24 protein-coding genes are annotated in these 23,660 nt (G+C 62.2%); 12 read left to right on the forward strand and 12 right to left on the reverse strand.

Annotated elements, in window-relative coordinates; genetic code table 11:
* The first annotated feature begins 1 nt into the window (after position 1).
* Both pdxA and rsmA read left to right on the forward strand, forming a co-directional pair.
* Positions 2 to 1,030 (forward strand): 4-hydroxythreonine-4-phosphate dehydrogenase PdxA, encoded by a 1,029-nt coding sequence (pdxA, locus tag HJB91_RS21305; RefSeq protein WP_210628411.1) that lies wholly within the window; start codon positions 2 to 4, stop codon positions 1,028 to 1,030.
* Positions 1,030 to 1,857, forward strand: coding sequence for a 16S rRNA (adenine(1518)-N(6)/adenine(1519)-N(6))-dimethyltransferase RsmA (gene rsmA / locus HJB91_RS21310; protein WP_210628412.1), 828 nt, complete (start codon positions 1,030 to 1,032; stop codon positions 1,855 to 1,857). The genes pdxA and rsmA overlap by 1 nt, the downstream gene beginning before the upstream one ends.
* Positions 1,858 to 2,170: 313 nt before the next feature.
* Here rsmA and HJB91_RS21315 read toward each other — a convergent pair whose 3' ends face one another.
* The 6 genes from HJB91_RS21315 to HJB91_RS21340 form a co-directional block, all read right to left on the reverse strand.
* On the reverse strand, positions 2,171 to 3,049 hold the full coding sequence (locus HJB91_RS21315; protein WP_210628413.1) for an SDR family oxidoreductase: 879 nt from the start codon (positions 3,047 to 3,049) through the stop codon (positions 2,171 to 2,173).
* Positions 3,036 to 3,827: a hypothetical protein gene (locus tag HJB91_RS21320; protein WP_221155856.1), complete on the reverse strand. Its 792-nt coding sequence runs from the start codon at positions 3,825 to 3,827 to the stop codon at positions 3,036 to 3,038. Before HJB91_RS21320 ends, HJB91_RS21315 begins: the two co-directional genes overlap by 14 nt.
* Positions 3,828 to 3,836: 9 nt before the next feature.
* Positions 3,837 to 4,430 (reverse strand): protein-S-isoprenylcysteine O-methyltransferase, encoded by a 594-nt coding sequence (locus HJB91_RS21325; RefSeq protein ID WP_311044185.1) that lies wholly within the window; start codon positions 4,428 to 4,430, stop codon positions 3,837 to 3,839.
* 136 nt (positions 4,431 to 4,566) lie between these two features.
* On the reverse strand, positions 4,567 to 5,148 hold the full coding sequence (locus tag HJB91_RS21330) for a hypothetical protein (RefSeq protein WP_210631657.1): 582 nt from the start codon (positions 5,146 to 5,148) through the stop codon (positions 4,567 to 4,569).
* A 144-nt stretch (positions 5,149 to 5,292) separates the two neighbouring features.
* Complete coding sequence (locus HJB91_RS21335; protein WP_210628416.1) at positions 5,293 to 5,412, reverse strand: ABC transporter; 120 nt, start codon at positions 5,410 to 5,412, stop codon at positions 5,293 to 5,295.
* Positions 5,413 to 5,575: 163 nt separating this feature from the next.
* Entirely contained in the window at positions 5,576 to 6,163 is a 588-nt protein-coding gene (locus tag HJB91_RS21340; RefSeq protein WP_210628417.1) for a L,D-transpeptidase, read from the reverse strand.
* A 178-nt stretch (positions 6,164 to 6,341) separates the two neighbouring features.
* Between HJB91_RS21340 and HJB91_RS21345 the strand changes: the two genes are divergently transcribed.
* Positions 6,342 to 7,097 carry an SDR family NAD(P)-dependent oxidoreductase gene (locus HJB91_RS21345; protein WP_210628418.1) on the forward strand — a complete coding sequence of 252 codons (756 nt, stop codon included), beginning with the start codon at positions 6,342 to 6,344 and terminating at the stop codon, positions 7,095 to 7,097.
* Between the two features lie 211 nt (positions 7,098 to 7,308).
* Here the strand turns inward: HJB91_RS21345 and HJB91_RS21350 are convergent, their stop codons facing one another.
* The 4 genes from HJB91_RS21350 to HJB91_RS21365 are packed head-to-tail and all read right to left on the reverse strand — an operon-like array spanning position 7,309 to position 12,353.
* A complete protein-coding gene (locus HJB91_RS21350) occupies positions 7,309 to 8,748 on the reverse strand; it encodes a coniferyl aldehyde dehydrogenase (protein WP_221155857.1) in 1,440 nt (479 codons plus the stop codon).
* A gap of 22 nt (positions 8,749 to 8,770) precedes the next feature.
* Positions 8,771 to 9,877, reverse strand: coding sequence for an NAD(P)-dependent alcohol dehydrogenase (locus HJB91_RS21355; RefSeq protein WP_221155858.1), 1,107 nt, complete (start codon positions 9,875 to 9,877; stop codon positions 8,771 to 8,773).
* Between the two features lie 31 nt (positions 9,878 to 9,908).
* Positions 9,909 to 10,730: a p-hydroxycinnamoyl CoA hydratase/lyase gene (locus HJB91_RS21360; protein WP_210628421.1), complete on the reverse strand. Its 822-nt coding sequence runs from the start codon at positions 10,728 to 10,730 to the stop codon at positions 9,909 to 9,911.
* A 45-nt stretch (positions 10,731 to 10,775) separates the two neighbouring features.
* Positions 10,776 to 12,353 (reverse strand): AMP-binding protein, encoded by a 1,578-nt coding sequence (locus HJB91_RS21365; RefSeq protein WP_221155859.1) that lies wholly within the window; start codon positions 12,351 to 12,353, stop codon positions 10,776 to 10,778.
* Between the two features lie 198 nt (positions 12,354 to 12,551).
* Between HJB91_RS21365 and HJB91_RS21370 the strand changes: the two genes are divergently transcribed.
* Entirely contained in the window at positions 12,552 to 13,037 is a 486-nt protein-coding gene (locus tag HJB91_RS21370) for a MarR family winged helix-turn-helix transcriptional regulator (protein ID WP_210628422.1), read from the forward strand.
* A 78-nt stretch (positions 13,038 to 13,115) separates the two neighbouring features.
* Here the strand turns inward: HJB91_RS21370 and HJB91_RS21375 are convergent, their stop codons facing one another.
* Positions 13,116 to 14,015, reverse strand: a complete 900-nt coding sequence (locus tag HJB91_RS21375; RefSeq protein WP_221147309.1) for an AraC family transcriptional regulator — start codon at positions 14,013 to 14,015, stop codon at positions 13,116 to 13,118.
* A gap of 235 nt (positions 14,016 to 14,250) precedes the next feature.
* On the opposite strand from HJB91_RS21375, the gene HJB91_RS21380 reads away from it, so the two are divergent.
* From HJB91_RS21380 to HJB91_RS21415, 8 genes are all read left to right on the forward strand, one after another.
* Complete coding sequence (locus HJB91_RS21380) at positions 14,251 to 15,714, forward strand: aldehyde dehydrogenase (RefSeq protein ID WP_221155860.1); 1,464 nt, start codon at positions 14,251 to 14,253, stop codon at positions 15,712 to 15,714.
* Between the two features lie 64 nt (positions 15,715 to 15,778).
* Positions 15,779 to 17,095 carry an ABC transporter substrate-binding protein gene (locus tag HJB91_RS21385; RefSeq protein ID WP_210628425.1) on the forward strand — a complete coding sequence of 439 codons (1,317 nt, stop codon included), beginning with the start codon at positions 15,779 to 15,781 and terminating at the stop codon, positions 17,093 to 17,095.
* A gap of 5 nt (positions 17,096 to 17,100) precedes the next feature.
* Complete coding sequence (locus HJB91_RS21390) at positions 17,101 to 17,856, forward strand: ABC transporter ATP-binding protein (protein WP_210628426.1); 756 nt, start codon at positions 17,101 to 17,103, stop codon at positions 17,854 to 17,856.
* Positions 17,853 to 18,581 carry an ABC transporter ATP-binding protein gene (locus tag HJB91_RS21395; RefSeq protein WP_210628427.1) on the forward strand — a complete coding sequence of 243 codons (729 nt, stop codon included), beginning with the start codon at positions 17,853 to 17,855 and terminating at the stop codon, positions 18,579 to 18,581. The genes HJB91_RS21390 and HJB91_RS21395 overlap by 4 nt, the downstream gene beginning before the upstream one ends.
* A complete protein-coding gene (locus HJB91_RS21400) occupies positions 18,578 to 19,510 on the forward strand; it encodes a branched-chain amino acid ABC transporter permease (protein ID WP_210628428.1) in 933 nt (310 codons plus the stop codon). The genes HJB91_RS21395 and HJB91_RS21400 overlap by 4 nt, the downstream gene beginning before the upstream one ends.
* Entirely contained in the window at positions 19,507 to 20,532 is a 1,026-nt protein-coding gene (locus HJB91_RS21405) for a branched-chain amino acid ABC transporter permease (protein WP_210628429.1), read from the forward strand. The genes HJB91_RS21400 and HJB91_RS21405 overlap by 4 nt, the downstream gene beginning before the upstream one ends.
* A 39-nt stretch (positions 20,533 to 20,571) precedes the next feature.
* Positions 20,572 to 21,357 (forward strand): coniferyl-alcohol dehydrogenase, encoded by a 786-nt coding sequence (locus HJB91_RS21410; RefSeq protein ID WP_210628430.1) that lies wholly within the window; start codon positions 20,572 to 20,574, stop codon positions 21,355 to 21,357.
* Positions 21,358 to 21,379: 22 nt separating this feature from the next.
* Entirely contained in the window at positions 21,380 to 22,825 is a 1,446-nt protein-coding gene (locus tag HJB91_RS21415) for an aldehyde dehydrogenase (protein WP_210628431.1), read from the forward strand.
* Between the two features lie 171 nt (positions 22,826 to 22,996).
* Here the strand turns inward: HJB91_RS21415 and gmk are convergent, their stop codons facing one another.
* Positions 22,997 to 23,659, reverse strand: a complete 663-nt coding sequence (gmk, locus tag HJB91_RS21420; protein ID WP_210628432.1) for a guanylate kinase — start codon at positions 23,657 to 23,659, stop codon at positions 22,997 to 22,999.
* Position 23,660: the final 1 nt, after the last annotated feature.

The raw sequence follows: 23,660 nt of genomic DNA on the forward strand, positions 1-23,660 counted from the left end.
GATGGCGATACCCTTTTCACGACCGCTTGCGCTGAGCCAGGGCGATCCCGCCGGCATCGGACCGGATATCACCCTGATGGCTTGGCTCCGGCGGCGTGAAATCGGGCTTCCGCCTTTTTTCCTTATCGGCGATCCGGATGTCTTGGCTCTGCGGGCCCGCCAGCTCAATCTGGCGGTTTCCATTCGTGAGATCGACACGGCCGGCGAGGCCACCGGCATATTTGCCGATGCGCTGCCCGTCATGAGCGTCCCGGCCGGCATTGAGGTGGTGCCCGGCGAGCCGCATGCGGCAACGGCGAAGGGCACGATCGCGGCGATCGAGAAAGCAGTCTCGCTTGTCATCGGCGGCGAGGCACTCGCAGTCGTCACCAATCCGATCGCCAAGGCCGTGCTCTACGAGGCGGGTTTCCGGTTTCCCGGCCATACCGAATTTCTCGCCGATCTTGCCGCCAGGGCGACCGGCAGTCCGGTGACGCCGGTCATGATGTTGTCGGGACCGAAAGTCAGGGCCATTCCCGTTACCATCCACATTCCTGTCCGCGATGTGCCGCAAGCACTGACCGGCGAACTGATCATCGAAACCTGCCGGATTGCCGATGTGGATCTCAGGCAGCGTTTCGGAATCGACGCGCCGCGGCTTGCCGTCGCCGGCCTCAACCCGCATGCCGGTGAAGGCGGAGCGATCGGCTCGGAGGATGAGGACATCATCCGCCCGTCGATCGAGCAGCTGCGTGACGAGGGTATCGATGCGATCGGCCCCCTGCCCGCCGATACGATGTTCCATGACGAGGCGCGGGCGCGATATGATGTCGCCATCTGCATGTATCACGATCAGGCGCTGATCCCCGCCAAGGCCCTCGGTTTCGATGACAGCGTCAACGTCACGCTCGGACTTCCCTTCGTGCGAACCTCGCCGGATCACGGCACCGCTTTCGGCATCGCCGGCAAGGGACTGGCGCGTGAGCAGAGCTTGGTTGCGGCACTGAAGCTTGCCGCCCAGCTCGGCCGCACCGCCGAAGGCCGCCGCTGATGGCAGCACTCGATGGCCTGCCGCCGCTTCGCGACGTCATTCAGCGTCACGGCCTCGATGCGCGCAAGGCGCTCGGGCAGAACTTCCTGCTCGACCTCAACCTTACGCAGAAGGTCGCCCGCACGGCAGGCGCGCTCGAAGAGACCACCGTTTTCGAGGTCGGCCCCGGTCCCGGCGGGCTGACCCGCGCGATTCTGGCGCTCGGCGCCAAGAAGGTCATTGCCATCGAGCGGGACGCGCGCTGCCTGCCGGCGCTTGCCGAGATCGCCGATCGCTATCCCGGCCGCCTGGACGTCATCGAAGGCGATGCGCTGAAGACGGATTTCGAATCATTGGCGCCGGAAGGCCCCGTCAAGATCATCGCCAACCTACCTTATAATGTCGGTACGCAACTGCTGGTCAACTGGCTGCTGCCGAGGGCCTGGCCGCCATTCTGGCAGTCGCTGACGCTGATGTTTCAGAAGGAAGTCGGCGCGCGGATCGTCGCCGGCGAGGACGACGACCATTACGGCCGTCTCGGCGTGCTTTGTGGCTGGCGAACGGAGGCACGCATGGCCTTCGACGTACCGCCGCAAGCCTTCACGCCGCCGCCGAAGGTAACTTCGACAGTGGTGCATCTTGTTCCCAGGGCGAACCCCATCCCCTGCGCTGTCGCCAATCTGGAAAAAGTAACGCAGGCCGCCTTCGGCCAGCGCCGCAAGATGCTGCGCCAGAGCCTGAAGCCACTCGGCGGCGAAAGCCTGCTCATCAAGGCGGGAATCGATCCGGCGCGACGGGCGGAGACCCTTTCAGTCGAAGAATTCTGCCTTCTCGCAAATAGCCTTTAGCGCCACATCTGCTGTTGGATGCAGAAGGACGCGCCCTTAGGTCTAAGGCCGCCTTCCGCACTGGCGATCGGACGCCAGGCTTGATGAGGCGCACTTTGCTTGCAGATCGCCTGGGCAAGAAAGCCGCGCATCGCATCGCCGAAGGGCGGGCCGCATCATATGCTTCGCCTCCACCATCTTACTCTGGTGATAAACGGCGCGCGGATGCGAGAAGGCGAGGAAACCGCGGTCTGGGCGACTCCTCCTCAAACACAGAAGTCAGTTCTTTCAGCGACCTATACACCAACTCTCTTCGCGATATTACCGCAGAAAGTTACTCTGCAACGTTGCGCTTTGCCTGATGTCCCGACGCGCGACACTGTCTGAAAGTCTTGCCAGAGCCGCAGGGGCAAAGGTCGCTGGTACGCCGTTGCAGCCGACCGATCAGCGGCAACAGAATGGTCTTAGGCAAAAATGTGGCAATTGCTATTGTTACCTTCGCCGAAAACCCGGGAACCACGAACCCGCGGCCGGCCTTAAATCCGTGCCAGGCCTTTTCCGCGACGTATTCCGCGCTGACCTTAGGTAAAATCTTGAACAAGGCGGCGCGGCCTGCACCTGAGCTACGGAGAAACTCAGTCGCCACAGGGCCTGGGGTAACGCAAGTCACGGTGACGCCCGTTCCGCGAAGCTCTTCATTCAGCGATGTTGAAAAGGAACGCACGAAGCTCTTGCTGGCATAATAAAGCGCCATGTTTGGGCCCGGCAAATAGCCGGCGACAGACCCGAGGTTGATCACTCCGCCCCTTCCTCTCGCCGCCATCGCAGGCAGAAATCGCAGTGTCAGTTCTGTCAATGCGCGAATATTGAGATCCACGATGCCCAACTGGTCGGATCTCGGGATGATCGTCGCCGCGCCACGTACGCCGTAGCCAGCGTTATTGACGAGCACATCACAAAACAAACCGCTCTCGTCAAGAAACATTTCCAGCCGCTGGGATGCCCCAGGTGCGGCAAGGTCCAGCTCGAGTGTGACAGCGTTACCGCCGGCTGCTCGTACGTCCGCCGCTGCCGCCGCCAATCCTTCACCTGAGCGGGCAAGAAGAACAACGGTGGCGCTCTCGCCTGCTGCGATCTTCGCTATCGCGCGACCTATACCTCGCGACGCGCCAGTGACAACGACGCTTGGTTGAGGATTTTTATCCACTTTCATTGTTATTCCCGCGAGGATTCGTTGGCACATCCGCGTCTTGAGCAGGTGCGCTTACCTCGTTAGCGATCTCCCCATTGAGGATCGCCTCGAAGCGTTGCAAAGCTCGTGCGACGATCGCGCCATCCATGACCCGGTGATCGTAAAGGATGCGGACTGTGACGGTTGCGTCCTCGCTGATCGGCCCATAATTGAGTAAGGTGGTCAACGGCGTCAGGGGATTTAATGATTCCGCTCCCAGCCCTGAATAGACCGAAAACTGAAAAGTGCCGAAAAAGCGCGGCCGCTGCCGACCGAGATTGAGCCCGATCCACATAATAAACCAGCGAAGCGGCGCCGGAAGCCGAGCGAATTTCAGACTGCGGCGGAATTGCTTGATCTCCGTGACTGGTCGTGTACGTGCGTCCCGGATCAGTGCATCGAGTTCGGCGATGGACTTGCGTTCGGGGCGCCGGATGGGACACAAAAGGACGATACGCTCACCCTCGTATTCGCGCTCATGGGCCACCGACGCCACACTTTCGGGATATTCGTAGAACTGAGGCCGTGGGAGCTTCACATAGGCGCGGCGGAATTCGGGAACTTCAAGGGCAAGAAGCCCATAACCTTTTATGAAGAGCGCCGTCCATGAGGGACGCTCCGGCCGAGCTCGCCGTGCTGCCACCAATGGAGCAAGGTTCATTTGCCGCTGTACGGTCACCCTCGGCACGCGAATCGAGAATCGCATCAGGTCTCCGACAAGACGCCTAGCTGCCGAAAGCTTGATCGGTTTGCCCCGCATGAAGTTCACTCAATAGAGATAGGGGATGATGCGCTTGGTCCTGTCCATGTAATCGCGATACTGCGGGCCGAAGAATTCGATCATCATCTTCTCTTCTCTATGCACTCTCAGGAAGAACAGGAATGCGAAACCGATCAGTCCCGCCATTCCGACAAACCAATTTGCCAGCAAGCATGCTTGGCCGAGCGCCATCAGCAGGAATGACGTGTACATCGGGTGGCGTATGACGCTGTATGGGCCAGTCGATATCAGCTTGTGCTCCTCGCGGATCTCCAGCGAAATCGACCAGTTTCTGCCAAGTTCCTTATGCGTTCGGCGGAAAATCCATATCCCCGCGGCGTAGACGATTGTGCCCAGCGCAAGGGCCCAGCCGGCCAATGGATAGTCAAAGTGAGCTGGAAATCCCGAAAAGACATATATGCCTGGAATGACTGCGAGACCGATGATAGCGGCGACAAGACCAAAGCTGTCCCGCGCGGACCGTCTATTGTTGACTATCGCATTGCGCTTGGCGCGCCTCGCGGCCGGCCGGCGGACGAAGTACCAAGCGATGATTCCCAGTACCCAAATCGTCTTACCAAGCGTAATCAGCGAAAGGCTCACAGGGATCACCCACTACGTTGCGGGCCGCTGATCGCAGAAAACGTGTCGGGCAAACAGCCCAATCGCCCATACGCCAACGAGCAAACAGAACGCAAGCTTACCCAGCGCAGGCGACCTAGGCAAGACGCCGACGCGCTCAGCCCGTATTCATTTCTCTAAGCTGAGTAATGTATTGTTGTGGTCTGAGCCAAATGCCGGGAGTTTTGTATCCCATGTGGCGAGCGATTTGCCCGGTCCAGGCGTTGCAATTATTGACGGTCGCCTCCCAGGTTTTGGACGTAGCCTGTAGCTTGCGAATGTAGGCGACAACATTGCTGTATTCCACCGGGCTGAGCAGCACACGCCAACTTGCAGATCGATATTGCTCTTCAAGATCCCCATCGGTCCACCCGGTCGAAGCCGGGACGGGCACGAAATGGCCAAGCACATAGTCGGCCGGACTGTGAGAAGCCGGGGCAAGTCCTGCCACCTCTGGATTGATCATGTTGCCGCTCTGGTCCAACTTGCCGAAAACCACATAAGTGTGGCCGTAACTCAACGCATATCTCGAGCGAAATTCGATGAAATACTGATTCCCGACAACCCTACCGGTTGTTGCGGCAGCGTTCTTACTGACGGATGTAAAGCGCGGTTGTTGAGGCTTATCTGTTCCTTGGCAAGAGACCAGCACACCTACCATCAGAATCGCCAGCCACGAGCGACCATTTCCAAAGAGCATCAATACGCTCCATTTGCTTGCCCTGCCACGCAGGCCGGAAATTACCGACCACTCTTGAACGTCGAGCATCGAAAACCGACGAGCAAGCCTGACGGATTTAAAGGAGGGAAGGACTATGTCAGCCCTCCCCTACTTAAATCGCATTTACTTATAGACAGCCGCAGCGGGCGGCGGCGCCTTACCTTTTCCCTTGCCAATGGTCCCGCAGGCACTCAGATTGGCAACAGCAAGCACTGCAAAGATCACGACTACGATTCTGCTCATCAAGAAGTCCTCTGCTAGTCTGGAGTGGCTATCAACAAAACGAATCAAAGTTTAGCGGCAAACCGGTTCCTGACTAGTGCATAAAGAACACAATCTGCAACTTCGCTACATTAGCAGCTTGAAATGCGAATAGCCAACCCTTCAGTTCAGATGGTTAACGTCGTCAAATTACCACTACCCGAGTACCCACCGGGACGCGATTGAAGAGATCAACGATGTTTGCGTTGGTCATCCGTATGCAACCATTTGAAACAGCCTGACCGATCGACCAGGGCTCGTTCGTCCCGTGCACGCGGAACAAGGTGTCTTGCCCGCCCTGATAAAGATATAGCGCCGCAGCGCCAAGCGGATTAAGCGGTCCACCGGGAACGCCGTTGGCATATTGTGCCAGTCGCGGCTTGCGCCGCATCATGTCCTCGGTCGGCCTCCAAGATGGCCACTCCGCTTTCCGCCCAATGATTGCTTCGCCCTTGAAGCTTAAACCTTCCTGACCGACAGCAATACCATAGCGTGTCGCCCGTCCGCCGGACTCTACGTAGTAGAGAAATCGTTCCCTGGTGTTAACTATGACAGTACCTGGCGCTTCCCACCCGTAGTAAGCTACCTCCTGTTTGCGATAGCGCGGATCTTGATCGGGATTACCAGCGAAGACTGACCTTATCGTCCAATCTTCCGGAGCGCCACATCCAGAAACTATAGTTGCCAGTCCACCCAAGATGATTGCCCGGCGCGTAATGTGGTCTATCCCCATTTCCACCTGCTGCCTTCTTATTCTCTCTCCGCAAGCTATCATTGCAGAATACAGTGGCCATGCCAAGTGATGGTCCTGTAACAGCATTTTGAGAATTATAGGTTATTCGCTTGCGATGTGTTGTTATCTTCTCAAGGAAGTGCGATGAGCCTCACGTCGCGGTGACAAGGACCAGCAGATGAAACTTGGCCTTCAGGGAAAGATTGCGGTTGTGACCGGCGGAGCTTCAGGAATAGGGGCCGCAATATGCCGGCAGCTTGGCAGCGAAGGTGTGGCCGTGGTGATCGCCGATATCAACCTAGCTGGGGCAAGCCGCGTTGCACAAGAGGTTCGCTTGGAAGGTGGCATCGCCTTCCCCTTCTTTGCCGACGTCACCGATCCCCTTTCGGTGGAGCAATTGATGGCCTTCGCTGAAGCGGAAGGCGGCGGGATCGATCTGGCCGTCAACAACGCGGGAATTCGCGGCCCCCACAAAGCGACGAGAGACTATCCGATAGAGGAGTGGCATCGGGTGATCAAGGTCAATCTCGATGGGGTCTTTTACTGCATGAAAAGCGAGATCGCAGCGATGATGGCGCGCGGCGGCGGAGCAATTGTCAATGTTTCATCCATTTTAGGCGCTGTTGGCTTACCGTTAACATCAGCTTACACAGCCGCCAAACACGGCGTACTCGGACTGACAAAAGCCGCAGCCCTTGAATATGCCAGGTTTGGAATCCGCCTGAACGTTGTCGGGCCGGGCTGGATCGAAACGCCGTTGCTGACAGAACAACAGGAACTTCCGATGCAGAAAAAAATCGAGTCCCTCCAACCGATGGGTCGGCGCGGCAAACCCGAGGAGGTTGCAGCCCTCGTCTGCTTCCTTCTCTCCGAGCAGGCGAGTTTCATCACAGGTAGCTACCATGCGGTCGATGGAGCCTACACCGCGCACTAAGTGCAAAGGCCGCTAGCAACAGCCTCGGCCACAACCTGATTGTTGGGCCGTAGGGGCCGCGACGGCTGTTGAATCGATCGCCCAGGCCTACTGCGATGTTTCGGGCCGTCGGTGCAACGCCGCACGCATTCCAGGGTCGATCTGCGGGAGGAAGAAGGATACTCATGTCAGGCCGAAGGCATTCCTTTCTGCTGGCTTGATGAGAAGCGCTTTACTTGCGGATCGCTTCGGCCAGAAAGCGGCGCATCGCCTCGCCGAAGGGTGGCCGCATCATATGTTCCGCCTCAACCATCTTGCTCTGGTGATAGACGGCGCGCGGATGCGAGAAGGCGAGGAAACCGAACTTGCCATGATAGGCGCCCATGCCGGAATGACCGACGCCACCGAACGGCAGGCCTTCAGCCGTAACATGGCTCATGCAATCGTTTATGGTCACGCCGCCGGAGGTCGTATTGTCAAGCACACGACGCTCCTCTTCGCCATCCTGGCTGAAGTAATAAAGGGCGAGCGGCCGCGGCCGGGCGTTGATGCGATCGATAACGTCGGCGACATCGCGATAGGGAAGAACCGGCAGAACCGGCCCGAAGATTTCCTCCTGCAGCGCGCGCATGTCGTCGCTGGGCTCGAGGATCAGGGTCGGCGGCATGCGGTGGGCCGGTTGCTGGGAGAGGTTCTCTCCTGCCGGATTGATTTCGACGACGCGGGCGCCCTTGGCCCTGGCGTCGTCGACCAGGCCCTGCACGCGGTCATAATGACGGGCATTGACGATCGAAGTGTAATCAGGATTGTCCTTCAGCGTCGGATACATCGCACCGACCGCCGCGACCGCATGTTCGACAAAGGCTTCGACGCTTTCCTCAGGCACGTAGACATGATCCGGAGCCAGGCAGATCTGGCCGGCGTTCAGCGTCTTGACGGTCATGACACGGCGCGCCGCGTCTGCGATATTGGCCGAACGGCCGACGATGACGGGCGACTTGCCGCCGAGTTCGAGCGTCAGAGGCGTGAGGTTTTCCGCCGCGGCCCGCATGACCTGATGGGCAATCGCCGTGCCGCCGGTGAAGATCAGATGGTCGAAGGCGAGCGAGGTGAAAGCGGTGCCGGTCGCCGGTCCGCCCTGCACCACCGCAATTTCCGTTTCGTCGAAGGAGCGGGCAACGAGTTCGGCCATCAGCGCGGCCGAAGCCGGCGTCACCTCCGACGGCTTGATCATGGCTCGGTTGCCGGCGGCGAGAATGCCCGCAAGCGGGGCAAGGGCGAGCTGATACGGGAAATTCCAGGGGCTCAGGATGCCGACCACCCCCTTCGGCTGATAGACTACCTCGGCAACAGCGTCCGGGAACAATGCCTCGTGCTGCTCGGGTCTCAGCCATTCTGCAAGATGAGCCTTGGCATATTTGAGCGAACCGACGCAGGTGAAGACGTCGAGAAGCAGGCTCGCCTCGACGCTGCGACTTCCGAAATCCTCCGAGAGAGCCGCCGCAATCGCATCCTTATGATCGACGAGAAGGGCGACGACACGGTCGATGCGATTAATGCGGGTCCCGATATCAGGCGGCCCCTCCTTGAGGAAGGACGCCCGTTGCCGGGCAAGCAGCGCCTTCATGGCGTCAGCACCGGTATCGGTGGCGATTGGGGTGACGGTGTTCATTCGTTCCTCCCTTAAAACGATGTCAGGCGGCCGGCTGGCGCACGACCGGTTTCAGCACAACGCCTCTTTCCGAGTCCTCCACCGCGCGGTTGATGTCGGCGAAATCGTAGAAGCTGACGAGCCTGTCGAACGGGAAGCGCCCTTGGCGATGAAGGTCGATCAACAAGGGGATCAGCACGTCGGGATTGGAATCGCCCTCGACGATGCCGCGCACCCGGCGTCCGCCGGACAGGATATGGGTGAGATCGAGCGTCAACGTTGCACCGTGAGGCGAGGCCCCGACGATGCCGCATGTGCCGCGCGGCGCCAACACCCGCACGCACTGGTCGATGACGGCGGGCACACCGGAGGCATCGATCGAATAGTCGACGCCAGCACCGGTCAGCGCCATGATCGCGGCGGCCGCGTCGCACGCCTTGCCATTGACGATGTCGGTCGCCCCGAATTCCGCTGCAAGCGCCAGCCGCGTCTCGTTGACGTCGACGGCGATGATCCGTGACGCACCGACGACCCGCGCCGCCATCACGGCGGCCAGACCAACAGAGCCCATGCCGAAAACTGCAAGTATTTTTCCAGGCTTGACGCTGAGGGCATTCATCACCGCGCCGGCGCCGGTCTGGATACCGCAGGCGAGCGGGCCAAGCAGCGCCAGATCCGCATCTCTCGGCACTTTCACGATATTGCGTTCATGGCAGAGCGCGTGGCTTGCGAAGGACGATTGTCCGAAAATGTTGCCATGAATACGCTCTCCTTCGCATGAGAGCCCGCTCGAACCGTCGGCGCGCGCACCGAAGAAGTTGCGCGGGAAGAACTCGTGGCAGTAGGTTTCTTCATGATCGTTGCAGCTCGGGCAATGACCGCAGGAATTGAAGGTCATAACCACGTGATCGCCCGGGACCACCTTGGCAACGCCCGGCCCGACACGTTCGACGATGCCGGCGCCCTCGTGGCCGAGCACGACCGGCTGCGGCACCGGCAGATGCTGGTCCCGCATGACGATATCGGTATGGCAAACGCCGGTCGCTATGACGCGAACCAGGATTTCCCCCTCGCGCGGCTCCTCCAGATCGAGACTTTCCAATGAAAACGGCATATGCGGCGCACGCGCCACCGCGGCATGAATCTTCATTCTATCCCCCTCCCGAGATCAATCCGCGCCCTCAGCCGCGCTTGTAGGCGCCGAGCCCCGGCTGATAGGTCTTGTCGTCGAGGAACTGCTTCAGCCCCTCATCGCGCCCTTTGGTCTTGTCGAGAAACAACATCTGCTCCAACTTGGCGTAGATGTAATCGTCGGCGAGATCCCACGGCAGGTTGCGCACCCGCTTATAGGTGTCCTTGGCGGCCTTCAGCGTCACCGGGTTCTTTTCGAGCAGGCTCGCGCAAATCTTGCGAACCCGGTTTTCGAGCTCGGCGAGCGGCACGGCCTCGTTGACGAGACCCATTTCGGCAGCCTTGCGCCCGCCGAAGAGTTCGCCGGTCATGATGTAGTAGAGGGCGTCGCGATGGCGCATCACCTCGGCCACCGCACGGGTGACATTGCCACCCGGCAAGATGCCCCAATTGATCTCGGAAAGGCCGAAATTCGCCTCCTCGGCGGCGATGGCAAGGTCGCAGGAAACGAGCGGTGTGAAGGCGCCGCCGAAGCACCAGCCATTGACCATGGCGATCGTCGGCTTTTCGAAATACATCAGCCGACCCCACCAGCCGCCGGACTGGCGCCGCGCCTTCAATGTGGCATCGCGCGGCTTGTCGTCATTGTCGCGAAAGTATTCCTTGAGATCCATTCCGGCGGACCAGGACTCGCCGGCGCCGCGCAGGACGAGCACGCCGCAGCGCTCATCGCCCTCGAGCTCGTCGAGCACCTCCAGCATCCGTGCATTCAAGGCCGGATTCATCGCATTGCGCTTTTCCGGTCGGTTGAGAGTCACGAAAGCGATGCCGTTATCGAACTCGACCAGAACCGGCGATTGGTCTTCAGTCATGAGGTCACTCCATTGGTTTCGGCGTGATTGCCGAGGGCCGTTTCATCAGGCCTGTCGTTGACGGGTTTCGTCGGCATGAAGCTGGCGCAGAACATGTTTCTGCACCTTGCCGGAGGCGGTGCGGGGAACGGCTTCGACGAAGAGGATGTGCGCCGGGCGCTTGAAGGCGGCGAGCTTCGCCGCGCAATGGCCGGCAATCGCCTCGCCCGTCACCACGGCACCCGGCCGCAGCACGACATAGGCAACGCCGCATTCTCCCCACCTGTTGTCGGGAAAGCCGACGACCGCGACGTCGAGGATATCGGGATGGCTTGCGAGTACGGCCTCGACTTCGGCCGGATAGACATTCTCACCGCCGCTGATATACATATCCTTCAGCCGGTCGACGATGCGATAGAAGCCGTTTGCTTCGCACCGGCCGAGATCGCCGGTACGGTACCAGCCATCGGTGAAGGCGTCGGCGGTTTCCGCAGGCTTGTTCCAGTAGCCCGGCGTCACCGCCGGTCCACGCAGCCAGAGTTCGCCGATCTCGCCGCGGCCAACGTCGTGGCCACCCTCGCCGACAATGCGGATGTCGACCAATGGTGCGGGAAGACCGACGCTGCCAAGATTGTCCTGCACCGCGCGCCGGTCGATCGGCACATGCAGCACCGTTCCGGCCTCGCTCATGCCGTAACCGTTGACCAGTACAACGCCGTCATCGAGATAGCTTTCGATCAGCGCCTGCGTCAGCGGCGCGCCGCCGACGAAGAGCGCCTGCAGGCCAGAGAGAGCCGCGGCGCTATAGGCGGGATCGTTGCGCAGAGCGAGGGCGATCTGCGGCACGGCGAAATAATGGGTGACGGCACGCTCACGCAAGACGGCCAGCGTACGCGCCGGAGTGAAGCGGTCGCAGATGACGAGCGTACCACCCAGCATCAATGTGGTTCGAGCCACGGCAATGAGCCCGATCGTGTGGAAGAACGGCAGATCGCACAAAGCGACCGATGCCGGCCCGATCTCTCCGACGAAGGAAAAATTGATGGCGGCAAAGAAAGCATTGCGGCCGGTAATGACGACGCCCTTCGGCCGCCCTGTCGTGCCCGAGGTGTAGAGAAGGACGCACGCCCGATCGGCATCTCCGGACACCGGATCGGCGGAGGCGCTCGCCTCGATGCGGCCCGCAAGCCCGGCTGGGCCATCTGCCGTCGAGATCACCGCCATGTCAGGATCGGTATCGGCAAGGGTCGCCGCAACAGCCGAAAACTCCTCGTCGCAGACCAGGAGCGCCGGCGCGCAATCGGCAAGGATCGGCAGCAGTTCGGCGGCGCCGAGACGCCAGTTGAGCGGCACATAAACGGCGCCGACGCGCTGGCAGGCAAAAGCCAGCACGATCGAATCGATCGAGTTGCGCGCCAGCATGGCGATCCGCGCCCCGTCCCGGCGCGCTCCGAGCATATCATCGAGGAAACCGGCGCATCGGGCGATCCGCATATCGAGCTCGGCATAGGTAAGCTCCCGGCCGGTCGCGATCTCGAACAGGGCCTGTCGATCCGGCGCGACACGGGCGCGGTAAAGGATGGGATCATCCGCCACCAGTCCGCAATCGACGGACGAAGACTTTCCGGAAAGGCAATGCGCCATTTTTCCTCCCGTGCCAGCCGCTCCTCCGCGGCCGACAAATTTGTATGTAACACATACTAATATTTTTTTAGGAGGATGCAAGAGGCTGCTCGCCGCAAATCCATCCACTCCGACAAGCTCTGGGAAATCTTCGGGGCGGATATTGACTAACCTGCTGATTTTGATGGTTATGGCGCCTTGACTGGGCGAGAATGAATAATGGCCGGAAAACCACCGCAGGATGATTTTGAGAGCGAGGATGTTCCGGCGACCCCGTCACTCGACGTCGGCCGGCTTGGCAATCTCCTCGGTTTTCATCTGCGTATGGCGCACGTCGCGATCTACCGCGACTTCGCTGAAACCATGGAGGAGCTGGGGCTGACGCAAAAACAGCTCGCGGTGATGGAACTGCTTGCAGTCAATGCCGGTGCATCGCAGATCGACCTTGCCAATACGCTCGGCACCGACCGCGCGACCATGATGGCCCTCGTCAACCGGCTCGCAGGCCGCGACCTCATCGAGCGCCGCCCTTCAGCTACGGACCGGCGCCGCCAGGAACTGCATCTGACGATGGCCGGTCACGCCATGCTCGCGCGGGCGCGCAAGCTGATCGATGCGCACGAACAGCGTTTCATCGACCGGTTTTCGCAAGATGAAATGGATGCTCTGCTGGCTGCGCTGAAGCGGATATATAAGCGCGACTGAAACCCGCTTCCGCCCTTTGCCGGCTTGCCAGAGCAGAACAGGAGCCTTGGCAACTCCGGCGAAGCAATGCGCGCAGACCTAAGGCCAGTCCGCATAACCCGAGGAGAGCATACTGTTTTCCGAGCCGGCGGAAGCGCGGGCGATCTCTCTGTAGCCCGCAGGGGAAAGGCCGGTCCTGCGCTTGAAGAAATGGCTGAAATAGGTCGGGTCGCGGAAGCCGAGGCTGTCGGAGATTTCCTGGATGTTGCGGGCCGAGCGCTCCAATCTCAGCTTTGCCTCCTGCACCACGCGCTCGTGCAGAAGCTGGATCGGCGAGCGGCCGAGCGTCCTTTGACAGATCGAATGCAGCCGGTCGGCGGTGACGCCCAATTCCGCGGCATAGTCGCTGATCGGCCGGTGCTGGCGGAAACCGGCCTCGACCAGCTGGCGATAGCGCTGCAGGATCGATCCAGTTTCGCCCTGCCCACGCGGCTCACTTCTTTCGCCGTCGCTGCCGCGCCACAGCGTCATCAGGATCAGCCTGAGATAGGCCGAGACCACCATCCAGGAGGCCCGGGAGGGATCGCCGAGTTCCCGCACGAAGCCCGAAATCAATGGACCGATTTCGGCCACCAGCAAGGGATCCCGTGCCTCGACCAGCTTGCGCTGCTCGATGAGGAGGCGCAGCGAGTAGGATTCCACCTTGTCGCCGATCGCGTCGACCATGATCTGCGCCGAGGCGCCGATGAGATGGGCGGCACTCCCGGCAGCAATCGACAGATCGCAGCGTGCCTGCGGCGGTAGGAAGGCAAGCAGCGGCCCGTGCAGCGGCCGATCTTCGCCGCTCTCGAAATGAAGCTCGGCGGCGCCTTCGCCGAGAAGCAGGAAATGATGGAAATCGGCATAGAGCCCTTTTTGCAGACGGATGCGCCGATGCGACAGCGACGGCGCGTGCCACTCGCCCCTGGCATAGTGATGAATGCCTCCGTCCGTGGCCAAAGCCGCTCCTCCGCTTCTGTCAAATAGTGCCGCAATCGCCAGATAATGACAATATTAACCCAATAAATCGCATTCCATCCGCCATCGATCGGCGTAACCTTCTCGTCATCAGCCTTTGGGAGGAGGCATTTCATCAGACGCACGAACGCTTAAGCGGCCTCTAGGCCGTCGCGTCCGCTCGTCTTTTCCCGTGGCAATAATGCAGGCGTCAGCACTTGGCGCCAGCATGTGACGAATGGGTGAAACCGTGTTTTCGGCAAAGCTGATGATCAACAACGAGGCGATGGATGCGTCCGAGGGGGCCACCTTCGAACGCATCGATCCGCTGACCGGCGACGTCGCGACGATCGCTTCGGCAGGATCCGTCGCCGACATGAGGCGGGCTGCCAATGCCGCCGCTGCCGCCTTTCCCGATTGGTCGCAGACCGGCCCGGGCGAACGGCGCAGGCTGCTCAACGCCGCCGCCGAACTTCTCGATGCCCGTTCGCCGGAACTGATTGCCGCCATGACCGGCGAAACCGGCGCCACGAGGCAATGGGCGGCGATCAATTGCCGGCTCGGCGCCGATATTTTCCGCGAGGCGGCGGCGATGACCACGCAAATTTCGGGTGAACTCATTCCATCGGGCATTCCCGGAAACCTTGCCATGGCGGTGCGCCAGCCGGCCGGCGTCTGCGTCGGCATCGCGCCCTGGAACGCGCCCATTATTCTCGGCACCCGCGCCGTCGCCATGCCGCTTGCCTGTGGCAACACCGTCATCCTGAAAGCCTCCGAACTCTGCCCGAAGACCCACGGCCTGATCGGCGACATCCTCCGCGACGCCGGCTTTCCCCGCGGCGTCGTCAACGTCGTCTCCAATGCGCCGAGCGATGCCGCCGCCGTCGTTGATGCCCTGATCGCCCATCCGGCTGTGCGCCGCATCAACTTCACCGGCTCCACCCGTGTCGGCAGGATCATCGCGGAAAGCGCGGCACGGCATCTGAAGCGCTGCCTGCTCGAACTCGGCGGCAAGGCACCATTCATCGTTCTTGCCGACGCCGATATCGACGAGGCAGTGGGTGCCGCCGCCTTCGGCGCCTTCATGAACCAGGGCCAGATCTGCATGTCCACAGAGCGGATCATCCTGATGGACGAGATCGCCGATAATTTCGTCGGCAAATTCCGGGCGAAGGCCGAGACCCTCGTCGCGGGCCATCCCGGGGACGGCAATACGCCGCTCGGCACGCTGATCAACGCCGAAGCGGCGCGCCGCGTGAAGTCGCTCGTCGAGGATGCCCTGCAGAAGGGCGCGGCGCTCGTCTGCGGCGGCCGGCCCAACGGCACGCTGATGGATGCGACCGTCATCGATCACGTGACGCCTGCCATGCGCATCTACCGCGAGGAAAGTTTTGGGCCGGTCGCGGCGATCGTCCGGGTCGGCAGCGTCGACGAGGCGGTGACGGTTGCCAACGACAATGAATACGGGCTCTCGGCGGCGGTTTTCAGCGCCGACATCAATGCGGCGATGGCTGTTGCCATGCGGCTTGAATCCGGCATCTGCCACATCAACGAGGCCACGGTTTCCGACGAGCCGCAAATGCCGTTCGGGGGCGTCAAATCAAGCGGCTACGGCCGCTTCGGCGGCAAGGCCGCAATCGATGAATTCACCGAGCTCAGATGGATCACCATGGCATCGGGAAAACGACACTACCCGATCTGACTTCAGATCGGGATGAACATAGGGAACGGGCTGGGAGGCCCGCATCAGGAGGAGGAACGATTTCATGAACGGCATTTTCCGCAACGGCAAACTCAACGCGGCAACTCTCACCCGCCGCTCTTTCATCGCATCGGCTGCCGCAGGCGGTGCGGCGCTGGCGCTTTCCGGCCGCACGGCTTTTGCCCAAGGCGGTACGCTGAAGGTCGGCTTCATCAGCCCGCGCACCGGCCCTCTCGGCGGCTTCGGCGAGACCGACGGCTATGTGCTGGAACTGGCGCGCAAGGCGCTGGCGAACGGCCTGCAGGCGGGCGGCAAGACCTGGAAGGTGGAGATACTCGACCAGGACACCCAGTCAGATCCCTCCCGCGCCGGGCAACTGGCGAAAGACCTGATCAACAATGAGGCGATCGACCTGATGCTCGCCGTCTCGACGCCCGAAACCATCAATCCGGTGGCCGATGCCTGCGAGGCGGCAGGCATTCCCTGCCTTTCCACGGTCATGCCCTGGGAAGCCTGGTATTTTGGCCGCGGCGCCAAGCCCGGCGCGCCCTCGCCCTTCAAATGGACCTATCATTTCGGCTTCGGCGTCGAAGAGTTCCACAAGGCCTATGTCTCGCAGTGGAGCCTGATCGAGACCAACAAGAAGGTCGGCGTCATGTATCCGAACGATGCCGACGGCAATGCGATCCGCGCCCATCTGGCTCCGGCACTTGCCAAGGCGGGCTTCACCATTGTCGACCCAGGCGCCTATGAAACCGGAACCACCGATTTTTCGGCGCAGATCGCTCTCTTCCGGCAGGAGGGTGTGGAGATCTTCAACTCCTTTCCGATCCCGCCCGATTTCGCCGCCTTCTGGCGTCAGGCGGCACAGCAGGGCCTGACCCAGCAGATCAAGATCTGCCAGGTCGCGAAAACCGGCCTCTTTCCATCCGACATCGAGGCGCTCGGCGATCTCGGCCTCAACATCGGCAGCGCCGCCTACTGGCACAAGGCCTTCCCTTACAAATCGACGCTGACCGGCGTCTCCGGAACCAAACTTGCCGACGGCTATGAAACGGCCAGCGGCAAGCAGTGGACGCAGCAGCTCGGCGCCAGCCTGGCGCTGCTCGATGCCGGCTTCGATGCGCTGAAGGCGAGCACCGACGTCAAGAGCAAGGAGGCGGTCGCCAAGGCGCTCGCCACGCTGAAAACCACGACGATCGCCGGCAAGGTCGACTTCACTAGCGGTCCCGTCGCCAATGTTTCTCCCGGGCCGATCATCGGTACGCAGTGGGTGAAGGCGCCGGAGGGCTCGAAATTCGCGCTCGACTACGTCGTCACCGAAAACGCCACCGATCCCAATGTCCCGGTCGGCGCCAAGCTGACCGCCTACAACGGATAACAGCAGTGCAGAGGCAAGAAGCGCAAAGACGGCCGGGGGAAGCTTTTCTCTCGGCCAAGGGGATCCACAAGCGGTTCGGCGCGCTTGTCGTGCTGGAGAACCTGGATTTCTCCATGGGCGACGGCGAGGCGGTCGGCATCGTCGGGCCGAACGGCGCGGGCAAGACGACGTTGCTCAGCGTGCTCGCCGGCGCCTCCCCGCCGAGTGCGGGAACCGTCGTCTTCGACGGCGCCGACGTCACCAACCGGACGGCGGCGGAGCGCTGCCGTTCCGGGCTCGTGCGGACGCATCAGATTCCCAAGCCCTTTGGCGGCATGACCACCTTCGAAAATGTCTTCGTCGCCGCCTCGCACGGCAATGCGGCAAGCCGGGACGAGGCCTATGAGCGTGTGGTGGATTCGCTGTCGCTCTGCGGCATGCTCGGCGTGGCTAACCGTTCCGCCGACACGCTCGGCCTGCTCGACCGCAAACGCCTGGAGCTTGCCCGTGCGCTCGCCACGCAGCCGAGGCTGCTGTTGCTCGACGAGATCGGCGGCGGCCTGACCGATGGCGAGGCGAGCGAACTCGTCGAAACCATCCTGGAATTGCGCCGCCGCGGCATCGGCATCGTCTGGATCGAGCATATCGTCCATATCCTGCTGCAGGTGGCGGAACGGCTGATCTGCATGGATGCCGGCCGGATCATCGCCGACGGCGAACCGAAGACTGTCATGAGCGATGCGGAAGTGGTCAAGGCCTATCTTGGAGGGGCGCCCGCATGAGCCTGCTTTCCATCGACAATCTCGACGTCCGCCACGGCCTGCTGCAGGCGGTGCGCGGGGTCAGTTTCGACCTGGCCAAGGGCGAGGTGCTGGCGCTGGTCGGCGCCAATGGCGCCGGCAAGACGACGCTGCTGAGATCGATCGCCGGCGCCCACCTGCCCGCCGCCGGCCGCGTTCTTCTCGGCGATGAAGACCTGGCTGCAGTCCCCTCCCACAAGCGGATCGCCAAGGGCATCGCCCTGGTCCCGGAAGGCCGGCGCCTGTTTGCGCAGATGACCGTCGAAGAGAACCTGCTTCTCGGCAAGAGCTGCGGGCGCAAGGGCGAGTGGAACATCGACCGTGTGCTCGACGCTTTTCCGAACCTGAAACCCCGCCGGCACGCCAAGACCGGGCACCTCTCCGGCGGGGAGCAGCAGGCGACCGCCATCGGCCGGGCGCTGATGAGCAATCCCGATATTCTTCTCTTGGACGAGGTCTCGCTAGGGCTTTCGCCTCTCGTCGTCGACCGCGTCTATACCCAGCTGCAGGCGCTCCTGACTTCGGGAACAACGATCGTGCTGGTCGAGCAGGATCTTGGCCGCGCCATGAGGGTCGCCGGCCGGGTCATCTGCATGCTGGAAGGCCGCATCGTGCTCGACAGGCCGGCAGCCGCCGTCACCCGCGACGAAGTCACCAAGGCCTATTTCGGACTGCACCGGACAGCCGGCGAAAGGAGCGCATCATGATCAACACCCTGATCCAGGGCCTCCTGCTCGGCGGTTATTACGCCGTCATCGCCTGCGGCCTGTCCTTCATGTTCTCCGTCATGCGGATCATCAATCTCGCCCATGGCAGCCTGGCGGTCGCCGCCGCCTACGGGCTGTGGCTGCTCGCCGCCAAAGCCGGCATCCCGCCTTTTGCCGGCCTGCTGATCGTGCTGCCCGTCATGGCGGTGATCGGTTGGCTGCTGCAGCGCTTCATCCTCGAACGCAGCGCCCGCGGCGGCGCGCTGCTGCCGATTCTCACGACCTTCGGCCTGTCGATCGTCATCGACAATCTGCTGTTCGAACAGTTCGGCGCCGACACACGCTCGCTCGCGCCCTTCATCGGTAATCTCTCCTACGCATCCTGGCAGCTGCCCGGCCACATCTTCGTCGGCGAGCTTGCCGTGATGATGATGGTTACGGCGATCCTCATTCTCGGCGGGCTGCAGTTCTTCCTCGGCCGCTTTGCGCTCGGCCGCGCCATTCGCGCCACCGCCGAAGATCCCGATACGGCAGGGCTCGTCGGCATCGATGCGCGCAGGGTGAATGCGGTCGCCACCGCCATTACCATGGTCACGATCGGCATCGCCGGCGCCTTTCTCGGCATGCGGGCGACCTTCAGTCCCTATGCCGGCGGCCCGCAGCTGCTCTTTGCCTTCGAGGCCGCGGTCATCGGCGGAGCGGGATCGCTCTGGGGCACGCTTGCCGGCGGCATCGTCCTCGGCCTTGCCCAATCGCTCGGCGCGCAATTGCATCCCCAGGGCTTCCTGATCGGCGGCCATGCCGTGTTCCTGCTGGTGCTTTTCATCCGGCTGTCCCGCTCCCGCCCGCTGGTTCTCGACAAGATCGCAGCGCTTCTGAAACCCCGCGCCCTCCTCAACCCTCGCGCACGCCATCGGAGCCCGACATGACATTCGTCGCCAACGGAATATCGATCGAGCGCTGGACGACCTCGTCGCGGGTGGCGCTTGGCTCCATGGCCGCGGTGTTTGCGCTGCTGATCCTCGCCCCCGCCGTGCTTGGTGCCGGTGCGATCGACCGGATGACCGCCCTGTTCATCTATGTGATCCTGGCCGCCATGTGGAATGCGCTTGCCGGTTTCGGCGGGCTGGTCTCGGTCGGCCAGCAGGTGTTTTTCGGCCTCGGCGCCTATTTCACCATTCGGCTCGCCGATGCGGGGCTCGATCCCTTCGTCTCGGTCTTTGCCGCGGCGATCGTGATCGGCGCGCTGTCGATCCCGCTTTCGCTGTTCATGCTGCGGCTGAAGGGCGGCGAGTTTGCGATCGGCATGTGGGTCGTGGCCGAACTCGCGCATCTGCTCGTCAATCTCGACCGGCTGATCCAGGGGGAAACGGGAACCTCGCTGATTTCGCTCAACGTCTATGACAGCGGCACGCGGCGGGCGGCGATCTATTGGCTTGCCCTCACGTCCATGGCTGCCTTGCTCGGCGCGCTCTTCATGCTGATGCGCAGCCGCGCGGGTGCGGCGATGCAGGCGACCCGCGACAATGAGGAGGCGGCGGCCTCGGTCGGCGTGCGGGTGACCGCCACCAAGCGGCTGCTCTTCGTACTCGCCGCCTTCGGCATCGCCATCGCCGGCGGCTTGTGGCTGGCGACCGCCACGACCTTCCAGCCGAAAACCTATTTCAGCGTCCAGTGGACGGCCTACATGATCTTCATGGTGCTGGTCGGCGGGATCGGCAGGTTCGAGGGCGCGATCCTCGGCGCCATCCTGTTCTTCGTCATCGAGACTTTCTTCGGCAGCGCCGGCGTCTGGTATCTGATCGGGCTTGGCGCCACCGCGCTGATCTTCTCGCTCTATCTGCCGCGCGGCCTTTGGGGCGAAGTCGAGCGCCGCTTCGATTTCCAGCTTCTGCCCGTCGGCTACCGGCTGAAACTGCCCGGGCCGACGAAAATCAAATGGGAAGAATGAACCTACCTGCTTCCCGTTTTCTTGCGAAAGGTGAAATCCATGCTTTTTGGTAAAACAATCCTGGTGACCGGCGTCGCCTCCGGCATCGGCGCCCGGACGGCGGAACTGGCCGGCCAGATGGGCGCCGAGGTCATCGGCGTCGACGTGCGCGAACCGGCAAATGCAAGTGCCGCCTTCATCAAAGGCGATCTCTCCACGCCATCGGGCGTTGCCGAGATTGTCGCGCAGCTGCCGTCGCGTCTCGATGCGCTCGCCAATGTCGCCGGCCTTTCCGGCAATACCGGCGTCGTCTCGACGCTCGCCGTCAATTTCTACGGGCTGCGCGCCCTGTCGGAAGCCGTGGCACCCCGCCTGCGCGAAGGCGGCGCCATCGTCAACGTCGCCTCGATCGCCGGTTACGGCTGGCGCGCCAATCTCGAGCGGGCCAAATCGCTGACCTCGATCGAAGGCTTTCCAGATGTGGCGGCCGTTGCCGCCGAACATGGCCTCAAGGACGAGCAGGGTTATCCGCTCTCCAAGGAGCTGCTGCTGCTCTGGACCATGCGCGCCGCCCACCAGCCCCTGTTCAAGAACCGCGGCATCCGCGTCAATGCGGTGAGCCCCGGGCCGGTGGAAACGCCGATCCTCAAGCAGTTCCGCGCCGTGCTCGGCGACGCCAGGGTCGACAGCGACATCACCCGCGTCGGCCGCGCCGGCACATCAGCCGATATCGCGCCCGCCGTGCTCTTCCTCTGCTCGGATGGCGGACGCTGGATCAATGGCGCCAATCTTGCCGCCGACGGCGGCCTCGAAGCATCGATCAATGCCGAGGTTCTCGGCTTCTAGTTCTTTCTCAAGGAGACACACGATGAATATTTCCCTGCTCATAAACGGCGCCGACCGGGCCGCCACCAGCGGCCGGACCTATGACCGGATCGACCCCTTCACCGAAAAGCTTGCGAGCCGCGCGGCCGCCGCGAGCCTCGAGGATGTCGCTGCGGCCGTCGACGCCGCTTCCGCCGCCTTCGGCGCCTGGTCGAAGACCGGGCCCGGCCAGCGCCGCGCCATCCTGATGAAGGCCGCCGACATCATGGATTCGAAAGCGGCCGAATTTACCCGGCTGATGATCGAGGAAACCGGCGCCACCGCGCCCTGGGCCGGCTTCAACGTCATGCTCGCCGCCAACATTCTGCGCGAGGCGGGCGCGATGACGACGCAAATTTCAGGCGAAATCATCCCGTCCGACAAACCCGGATCGCTTTCCATGGGCGTTCGCCAGGCGGCCGGCGTGTGCCTCGCAATCGCGCCGTGGAATGCGCCCGTCATCCTCGCCACCCGCGCCATCGCCATGCCGATCGCCTGCGGCAACACCGTCATCCTCAAGGCATCCGAACAATGCCCGGGCACGCACCGGCTGATCGCCACGGCGCTGACCGAAGCCGGCCTGCCGGCCGGCGTCATCAATGTTCTGACCAATGCGCCGGAGGATGCGCCTGAGATCGTCAACGCACTGATCGCCCATCCGGCCGTCAGGCGCGTCAACTTCACCGGCTCGACCAAGGTCGGCAGGATCATTGCCGAGACCTGCGGCAAATATCTCAAGCCCGCCTTGCTCGAGCTCGGCGGCAAGGCGCCGCTGGTCATTCTCGACGACGCCGATATCGACGGCGCCGTCAATGCCGCGATCTTCGGCGCCTTCATGCATCAGGGCCAGATCTGCATGTCGACCGAGCGGATCATCGTCGACACGGCGATCGCCGATCAGTTCGTCGCCAAACTGGTCGCCCGCGCCAGCCAGCTGCCGGCCGGCGACCCGCGCGGCCATGTCGTTCTCGGTTCACTGATCAGCCTCGACGTCGCCAGGAAAATGGAGGAGCTGATCACCGATGCCACCGCCAAGGGCGCAAAACTCGTGGCCGGCGGCAAGCGCTCCGGCACCGTGGTCGAGGCGACGCTGCTCGATCACGTCACCCCCGACATGCGCGTCTATGCGGAGGAATCCTTCGGCCCGGTCAAGCCGATCATTCGCGTCGCCGGCGAGGAGGAAGCAATCCGCATCGCCAACGACACAGAATACGGCCTGTCATCCGCCGTCTTCAGCCGCAACATCCAGCGGGCGATGGCGGTTGCAGCCCGCATCGAATCCGGTATCTGCCACATCAACGGCCCGACGCTGCACGATGAAGCGCAAATGCCCTTCGGCGGCGTCAAGGGCAGCGGCTACGGCCGCTTCGGCGGCAAGGCAGCGATTGCCGAATTCACCGACCTACGCTGGATCACGGTGGAGGATTCTGCCCAGCACTATCCCTTCTGAGGGGGCAGGCGCGCCCAGCGAATTTTCCGAGGTAGCGAGCGCGCCATTTCAATGCCGTGGTAGGTGACCTGGCGCGATGCTGTCTCAAACCTGATGTCAGCGAATTCCAGTGTCGACCTGGCTGTCACCGGCGAGCGCCGCATCAGGACACGAACTCGCGCAATCGGCTCGCTAGAGCGACGGCGTCTCTTCCAGCAATTCGCGGACGAAATCGAACATGCCGTGGCGGCGGTCACGGCGCAGGCGTTCGGCCTTGACGATCGACTGGACGGCGTCGAAGGCGGTGTTGAGATCGTCATTGACGATGACATAATCATATTCGCGCCAGTGGGCAATCTCGGCGCGGCTGTTGGCCAGACGCGTCTGAATGACCGCCTCGGAATCCTCGGCACGGCGATGCAGTCGCGACTGGAGCTCCGTCATGGTCGGCGGCAGCACGAAGATCGAGACGACGTCGGCCGACATCTTCTCCTGTAACTGCTGGGCGCCCTGCCAATCGATATCGAAGAGCATATCGCGACCTTCGGCCATGGCCTGCTCGACCGGCTCGCGCGGCGTACCGTAGAAATTGCCATGCACTTCGGCCCATTCGAGCAGTGCGTCGCTATCGCGCAAACGCTCGAACTCGCGCACGCTTTTGAAATGGTAATGCACGCCTTCGACCTCGCTCGGGCGGCGTTGGCGCGTGGTGACGCTGACGGAGAGGCCGATATGCTTGTCGGTCTCCAGAAGCGTGCGCGCAATTGTGGACTTGCCGGCGCCGGATGGCGACGAAATTACAAGCATCAGACCGCGACGGGCGATCTGTACGGGCGAGGATTTCGCCGGTTTCATG

Source organism: Rhizobium sp. NLR10b (assembly GCF_019685435.1).
In the GTDB taxonomy this organism is placed as follows: Bacteria; Pseudomonadota; Alphaproteobacteria; order Rhizobiales; family Rhizobiaceae; genus Rhizobium.

Excerpts from the sequence above, each read along its gene's own strand:
- HJB91_RS21315 (WP_210628413.1), bottom strand. The coding sequence starts at position 3,049 with ATGAAAGTGGATAAAAATCCTCAACCAAGCGTCGTTGTCACTGGCGCG.
- HJB91_RS21405 (WP_210628429.1), top strand. The coding sequence starts at position 19,507 with ATGACATTCGTCGCCAACGGAATATCGATCGAGCGCTGGACGACCTCG.
- HJB91_RS21415 (WP_210628431.1), top strand. The coding sequence starts at position 21,380 with ATGAATATTTCCCTGCTCATAAACGGCGCCGACCGGGCCGCCACCAGC.
- HJB91_RS21355 (WP_221155858.1), bottom strand. The coding sequence starts at position 9,877 with ATGAAGATTCATGCCGCGGTGGCGCGTGCGCCGCATATGCCGTTTTCA.
- rsmA (WP_210628412.1), top strand. The coding sequence starts at position 1,030 with ATGGCAGCACTCGATGGCCTGCCGCCGCTTCGCGACGTCATTCAGCGT.
- HJB91_RS21380 (WP_221155860.1), top strand. The coding sequence starts at position 14,251 with ATGGGTGAAACCGTGTTTTCGGCAAAGCTGATGATCAACAACGAGGCG.
- HJB91_RS21385 (WP_210628425.1), top strand. The coding sequence starts at position 15,779 with ATGAACGGCATTTTCCGCAACGGCAAACTCAACGCGGCAACTCTCACC.
- HJB91_RS21345 (WP_210628418.1), top strand. The coding sequence starts at position 6,342 with ATGAAACTTGGCCTTCAGGGAAAGATTGCGGTTGTGACCGGCGGAGCT.
- HJB91_RS21365 (WP_221155859.1), bottom strand. The coding sequence starts at position 12,353 with ATGGCGCATTGCCTTTCCGGAAAGTCTTCGTCCGTCGATTGCGGACTG.
- gmk (WP_210628432.1), bottom strand. The coding sequence starts at position 23,659 with ATGAAACCGGCGAAATCCTCGCCCGTACAGATCGCCCGTCGCGGTCTG.
- HJB91_RS21400 (WP_210628428.1), top strand. The coding sequence starts at position 18,578 with ATGATCAACACCCTGATCCAGGGCCTCCTGCTCGGCGGTTATTACGCC.
- HJB91_RS21410 (WP_210628430.1), top strand. The coding sequence starts at position 20,572 with ATGCTTTTTGGTAAAACAATCCTGGTGACCGGCGTCGCCTCCGGCATC.
- HJB91_RS21360 (WP_210628421.1), bottom strand. The coding sequence starts at position 10,730 with ATGACTGAAGACCAATCGCCGGTTCTGGTCGAGTTCGATAACGGCATC.
- HJB91_RS21370 (WP_210628422.1), top strand. The coding sequence starts at position 12,552 with ATGGCCGGAAAACCACCGCAGGATGATTTTGAGAGCGAGGATGTTCCG.
- pdxA (WP_210628411.1), top strand. The coding sequence starts at position 2 with ATGGCGATACCCTTTTCACGACCGCTTGCGCTGAGCCAGGGCGATCCC.
- HJB91_RS21350 (WP_221155857.1), bottom strand. The coding sequence starts at position 8,748 with ATGAACACCGTCACCCCAATCGCCACCGATACCGGTGCTGACGCCATG.
- HJB91_RS21335 (WP_210628416.1), bottom strand. The coding sequence starts at position 5,412 with ATGAGCAGAATCGTAGTCGTGATCTTTGCAGTGCTTGCTGTTGCCAAT.
- HJB91_RS21330 (WP_210631657.1), bottom strand. The coding sequence starts at position 5,148 with ATGCTCTTTGGAAATGGTCGCTCGTGGCTGGCGATTCTGATGGTAGGT.
- HJB91_RS21340 (WP_210628417.1), bottom strand. The coding sequence starts at position 6,163 with ATGGGGATAGACCACATTACGCGCCGGGCAATCATCTTGGGTGGACTG.
- HJB91_RS21395 (WP_210628427.1), top strand. The coding sequence starts at position 17,853 with ATGAGCCTGCTTTCCATCGACAATCTCGACGTCCGCCACGGCCTGCTG.
- HJB91_RS21320 (WP_221155856.1), bottom strand. The coding sequence starts at position 3,827 with ATGCGGGGCAAACCGATCAAGCTTTCGGCAGCTAGGCGTCTTGTCGGA.